The sequence below is a fragment of the Allobosea sp. genome (assembly GCF_048595345.1).
Lineage (GTDB): Bacteria > Pseudomonadota > Alphaproteobacteria > Rhizobiales > Beijerinckiaceae > Allobosea.
Genome location: NZ_JBMDWH010000237.1, coordinates 1 through 4,793, shown reverse-complemented (window position 1 = coordinate 4,793; position 4,793 = coordinate 1). Strand labels below are relative to the sequence as shown.

Below are 4,793 nucleotides of genomic sequence, written 5' to 3'. Positions count from 1 at the left end.
GAAATAGCCGCCCTTCCAGCCCCAATAGGTCCAGCAGCCGGCGAGGCGGTCGAAGACCTGCTTGGAGGAGATTTCCGAGCCGTAGCGCTCGGCCTCGGGCAATTCGGCCAAAGCCGCCTCGTCGGCGACGGAGCGCCAGAGGAAGGAGGGGACGTCGTTCTCCTCGACCTTCTTCAGGCGCGCGGGCACGCCGGCCTTGCGGAAATATTTCTGGGCCAGCACGTCGCTGGCGACCTGGCTCCAGGCCTCCGGCACCTCGATGCCTTCCAGCCGGAAGACGACGGAGCCGTCGGGATTCTTGATCTCGCTGACGGCCGAGCGGAACGCGATGGCGGCGTAGGGGGATTGTCCGGCGGCAGTGTAACGGCGCTCGATGCGCATGATCTTCGTCCCTTGAATGCCGCGGGAGAATCCCGCGCGGCCGGTTGATCACCGGCTCCTGATGTCAGCCCAACTCGGTTCAGTGCCCCGTGGAGCCTCGGCGTGTGACCCGCCGATCGCCCCGGACGCGCCGGAATGCCCGCGCAAATCCGTTCGCCTCCGCTGGTTGCGGCGGATGCGGCGGCAGGCCCGGATCATTCTGGAAACTTGTCTCACGCAGTCGTCCAGAAGCGGTGCCGCCGGCTGTCATGCGATGGTCAAAATCTAGTCCCGCACGCCCTGGCCCGTCAAGGAATAGTGCGGTTGCGATCCTGTGGATACGAGATGTGGTAGGGATATGGGGTCGCAGGCGGGATCTTCAACACCGCCGCTAAGCCTAGGGAATCCTGCGCAGAATCGCGGCGCGCGGCAAGATTGCCACAGCTCGCGGCGATCGCCAGTCCGAAAAATCCCCGTTATTCACGGTTGACGAGCGGTAAAAATCGGCACTGCCCGGCGGCTGCGAAACCGCAGCCTGCGCAGGCCCCGGCAAGTGGTTGGCAAGCGCTCGAAAATCGTCGCGGCGATGCCGGGCGGGGAGGGCATCGGTCCAGAATCGGTGCGGACGAAACCATCGGACGGCGCGGGGAATCAGGAGCCCGTCCGATCGGGCCGGAGTTGCTTTACGGCTTTCGGCGGTCGCCGGATCGACGCTGTGCGCCCCCGGCGCCGCTGCGGACTGGACAGGGCAGGGCGCCGGCGGCATAAGTCGCGCGAGGTCGCGCCGCTCGCTGCGGCGCCGCAACGCATGCGCGAGACGATTGGGCGGATCATGAAGAACTGGCTCCTGCAGATCTTCACCTGGTGGAACGGCCAGACGATCGGCACCCGCTTCCACACCTGGCGCTTCGGCGAGAAGGTCGGCGAGGACGAGTTCGGCAACGTCTATTACCGGACCAAGGGCGGCGCCAAGGACAAGGCGCTCGGCTTCCAGCGCCGCTGGGTCGTCTATAACGGCCCGGTCGAGGCTTCGATGATCCCGCCGGGCTGGAATGGCTGGCTGCACCATACCGTCGATATCGCGCCCTCCGAGGAGGCCTACCAGCCGCGCGAATGGCAGCAGCCGCATCAGCCGAACTGGACCGGCACGGCGCTGGCGTACCGTCCCAAGGGCTCGACCCTGGCCGAAGGCGAGCGCCCCTCGGCGACCGGCGACTATCAGGCCTGGACGCCGGGGAACTGAGGCTTCGTCGATCGCGAGACAGGAGCCGCTCCGCAAGGGGCGGCTTTTTCGTTTGCGTGGGCCGATGTGCCGGGTCCCGCGTTCAGGCCGCCCTTTTTCCGCTGGCTTTGCCGTGTTACTGCGCGCCGGTTGTGCCCGCTGACACGGCACGGATAGAGATTCGCGCGCGCATGCCGTCCCTGACCCGCTTCCCGCTCCTGGCCGGCCTCGCCGCGAGCCTCCTGACCCTGGCGACGGTCGCCCCGGCGCTGGCCGACCGGATCAAGAACCCGACCGCCGTCTTCGCCGGGCTCGACAAGGTCACGGGCCGCATCATCTCCTTCGAGGTGGCGATCGACGAGACGGTGCAGTTCGGCGCGCTCCAGATCACCCCGCGCGTCTGCTGGACCCGCCCGCCGACCGAGGCGCCGCGCACCGACGCTTTCGTCGAGGTCGACGAGGTGACCTTCAACAACGAGTATCGGCGCATCTTCACCGGCTGGATGTTCGCCGACAGCCCTGGCCTGCACGGTGTCGAGCACGCGATCTACGATGTCTGGCTGACGGACTGCAAAGGCGGGACCGAGATCATCGTCGATCCGCGCGAGCCCGAGCCGCCGGCTCCCTCCGAGGAGCCGCGCCGCCCCGCGCGGCCCGCCAACCCGCTGCCGCCGCCGGCGCAGGCGCCCGCCGATCAGGGGGGGCGGATCGGTGTCGAGCCGCCGCGCGGGGTGCCGGTGCAGCCGCAGCAGCGGCCGAGCCAGCGCTTCTTCCCGACCAATCCGGGTGCCGGCGGACGCGACCCGGCCGCCGGCGGCAGCAACTAGCCCGTGACCTCGCCCGGCGCGGGCTCGCAGGCGGAGCGCGCCGGCCGCCGCCTGCGGCGCGTGCGCCAGATGCTGCGCGATGCCGGCAAGCGCCTGCCACCGGCGCAGCGTCTGAAGGAAGGACTCACGCATGCGGCGATGTCCACGGCTGCGGCGCTGATCGCCTATCTGCCGACGCAGGCGCTCGGGCTGCGCGAGGGATTCTGGGCGGCGATCACCGCAATTTCGGTGGTGCAGAGCGAGTTCGGCGCCACCCGCACCACGGCGCGGGACCAGTTCGTCGGCGCCGCCATCGGCGGAACGATCGGTGTCGCGGTCGCCAGCGCCACGGGACAGACATTGGCGAGCTTCGCCTTCGCCGCGGCCGTCTCGGTGCTGAGCGCCTGGCTGCTCAATGTCGCGAGCGCGGCCAGGCTGGCCGGCATCACCGCCACGATCATCCTGCTGGTGCCGCATCCCGGCACCAGCGCCCAGCACATGATGCTCTCGCGGATCAGCGAGGTGAGCTGGGGCGTGACGGTTGCGATCGCGATCGTCTGGCTGGCGGCGCGGCTGACACGCCGCGGGGCGGGCGGCTGAGGGCCGGCGGGGTGTCAGCCCTGCAGGGCGGCGAGCGCTTCTTCGCCTGACACCACGGTGCCGGCAGGCCAGGACAGCCAGGTCCCCGTGTGCTCCAGGGCCTCCTCCAGTCGCGCCCGGTAGTCGTCTCGCGGGATCTCGACCGTGCCGAAACGGGCGAGATGGCTGGTCTGGAACTGGGTGTCGAGCAGGCGGTAGCCGCCGCGCCGCAGCCGGGCGACCAGATGCGCCAGCGCGACCTTGGACGCATCCGTTTCGCGATGAAACATGCTCTCGCCGAAGAAGGCGGCGCCGAGCGAGAGCCCGTAGAGCCCGCCGACCAGCCGCCCCTCGCGCCAGCATTCGACGCTGTGGGCATGGCCGAGCCGGTGCAGTTCGACGAAGCTCTCGCGGATGCGGCTGTTGATCCAGGTCTCGGGCCGGTCCGGCCGTTCTTCGGCACAGGCGGCGATGACGCCCGCGAAATCGCTGTCGACGCGGATTTCGAACCGGTCCGAGCGCACGGTGCGGGCGAGCCGCGTGCCGAGATGGAACCCGTCCAGCGGCATCACGCCGCGGATCTCCGGCTCGACCCAGAACAGGTTGGGGTCATCCGCCGTCTCCGCCATCGGGAAGATGCCGGCCGCGTAGGCGCGCAGCATGATCTCGGGCGTGATCACCGGTGACAGAACAGGTGCGGAGCGGGCCTTCATGGGGCGAGGGGAGCGCGGGAGGGGCGGGGAGTCAAATCGGTGCGGCTCGGATCAGCGGGTCATGCCCGGGCTCGACCCGAGCCTCTCGTGACATGGAGGCTCCGGAGGTAGCCGTCATTGCGTGGAGCGTAAGCGACGAAGCAATCCAGGAGGATGTAGAGCGCTGCCGCCCCTGGATTGCTTCGCTTGCGCTCGCAATGACGGATGAGAGCCGTCTCAGCCTTCGGCAGGCTCGGCTCCGGGGGCTTCGCCCGGCTCCTCGCCGGCTTCGCCCTCATCGCCCTGGCCATCGTCGTTGATGCATTCGACCGAGACGACCTTCTCGTCCTTGGCGGTGTTGAACACCGTCACGCCTTGGGTCGAGCGGCCGGCGATGCGGATGCGGTTGTCCGGGCCGGCATCGACCGGCACGCGGATCAGCTGGCCGCCATCCGTCACCAGCATGAGCTGGTCGCTTTCCACCACCGGGAAGGAGGCGACGAGCTTGCCGTTGCGGTCGTTGACCACCATCGCGACGATGCCCTTGCCGCCGCGCCCGGTGACCCGATACTCGAAGGACGAGGTGCGCTTGCCGTAGCCCTTCTCCGAGATCGTCAGGATGAACTGCTCGGCGAGCTCCATCTCCACGCGCTTGGCGCCGAGTTCGACTTCGCCGGTGCTCTCCTCGGCATCGACCGGGGCCGATTCCAGGCTCTCATCGGCCTCGCCGCTGATCGCCCGGCGCGCTGCCGCGGCGTCCTTGAGGTAGGTCGCGCGCTCCTCTGGCGTGACGTCGATATGCTTGAGAATGGCGAGCGAGATGACCTCGTCGCCCTTCGCCAGATTGATGCCGCGCACGCCGGTGGAATCGCGGCCCTTGAAGACGCGCACCTCCGGCACCGCGAAGCGAATGCACTGACCGTCGGCGGTGGTGAGCAACACGTCGTCGTTCTCGGTGCAGATCTGCACATCGACGATATGGTCGCCCTCGTCGAGCTTCATCGCGATCTTGCCGGCGCGGTTGACGTTGACGAAGTCGGAGAGCTTGTTGCGACGCACGCCGCCGGAGGCGGTGGCGAACATCACGTCCAGCGTCTCCCAGCTCGCCTCGTCCTCGGGCAGCGGCATGATGGT

At 68.9% G+C, this 4,793-nt stretch carries 5 protein-coding genes and 1 pseudogene; 3 read left to right on the top strand and 3 right to left on the bottom strand.

The annotated features are described in order from the left end of the window. Nucleotides 1-381, bottom strand: a pseudogene (locus ACOJTB_RS20850) (vitamin B12-dependent ribonucleotide reductase); the annotation flags it as partial. 811 nt (nucleotides 382-1,192) lie between these two features. Here ACOJTB_RS20850 and ACOJTB_RS20845 point away from each other — a divergent pair. From ACOJTB_RS20845 to ACOJTB_RS20835, 3 genes are all read left to right on the top strand, one after another. Further along, the gene (locus ACOJTB_RS20845) at nucleotides 1,193-1,603 is read left to right on the top strand and encodes an NADH:ubiquinone oxidoreductase subunit NDUFA12 (protein WP_420104438.1); all 411 of its coding nucleotides are present in this window, start codon (nucleotides 1,193-1,195) and stop codon (nucleotides 1,601-1,603) included. Between the two features lie 170 nt (nucleotides 1,604-1,773). Beyond that, nucleotides 1,774-2,409, top strand: a complete 636-nt coding sequence (locus ACOJTB_RS20840; RefSeq protein ID WP_420104437.1) for a DUF2155 domain-containing protein — start codon at nucleotides 1,774-1,776, stop codon at nucleotides 2,407-2,409. 3 nt (nucleotides 2,410-2,412) lie between these two features. Further along, nucleotides 2,413-2,988, top strand: coding sequence for an FUSC family protein (locus tag ACOJTB_RS20835; RefSeq protein WP_420104436.1), 576 nt, complete (start codon nucleotides 2,413-2,415; stop codon nucleotides 2,986-2,988). 14 nt (nucleotides 2,989-3,002) lie between these two features. Here the strand turns inward: ACOJTB_RS20835 and aat are convergent, their stop codons facing one another. Beyond that, nucleotides 3,003-3,680 (bottom strand): leucyl/phenylalanyl-tRNA--protein transferase, encoded by a 678-nt coding sequence (gene aat / locus ACOJTB_RS20830; RefSeq protein WP_420104435.1) that lies wholly within the window; start codon nucleotides 3,678-3,680, stop codon nucleotides 3,003-3,005. A gap of 216 nt (nucleotides 3,681-3,896) precedes the next feature. Further along, a partial coding sequence (locus tag ACOJTB_RS20825) for a DNA gyrase C-terminal beta-propeller domain-containing protein (RefSeq protein ID WP_420104434.1) occupies nucleotides 3,897-4,793 on the bottom strand: 897 nt, incomplete at its 5' end.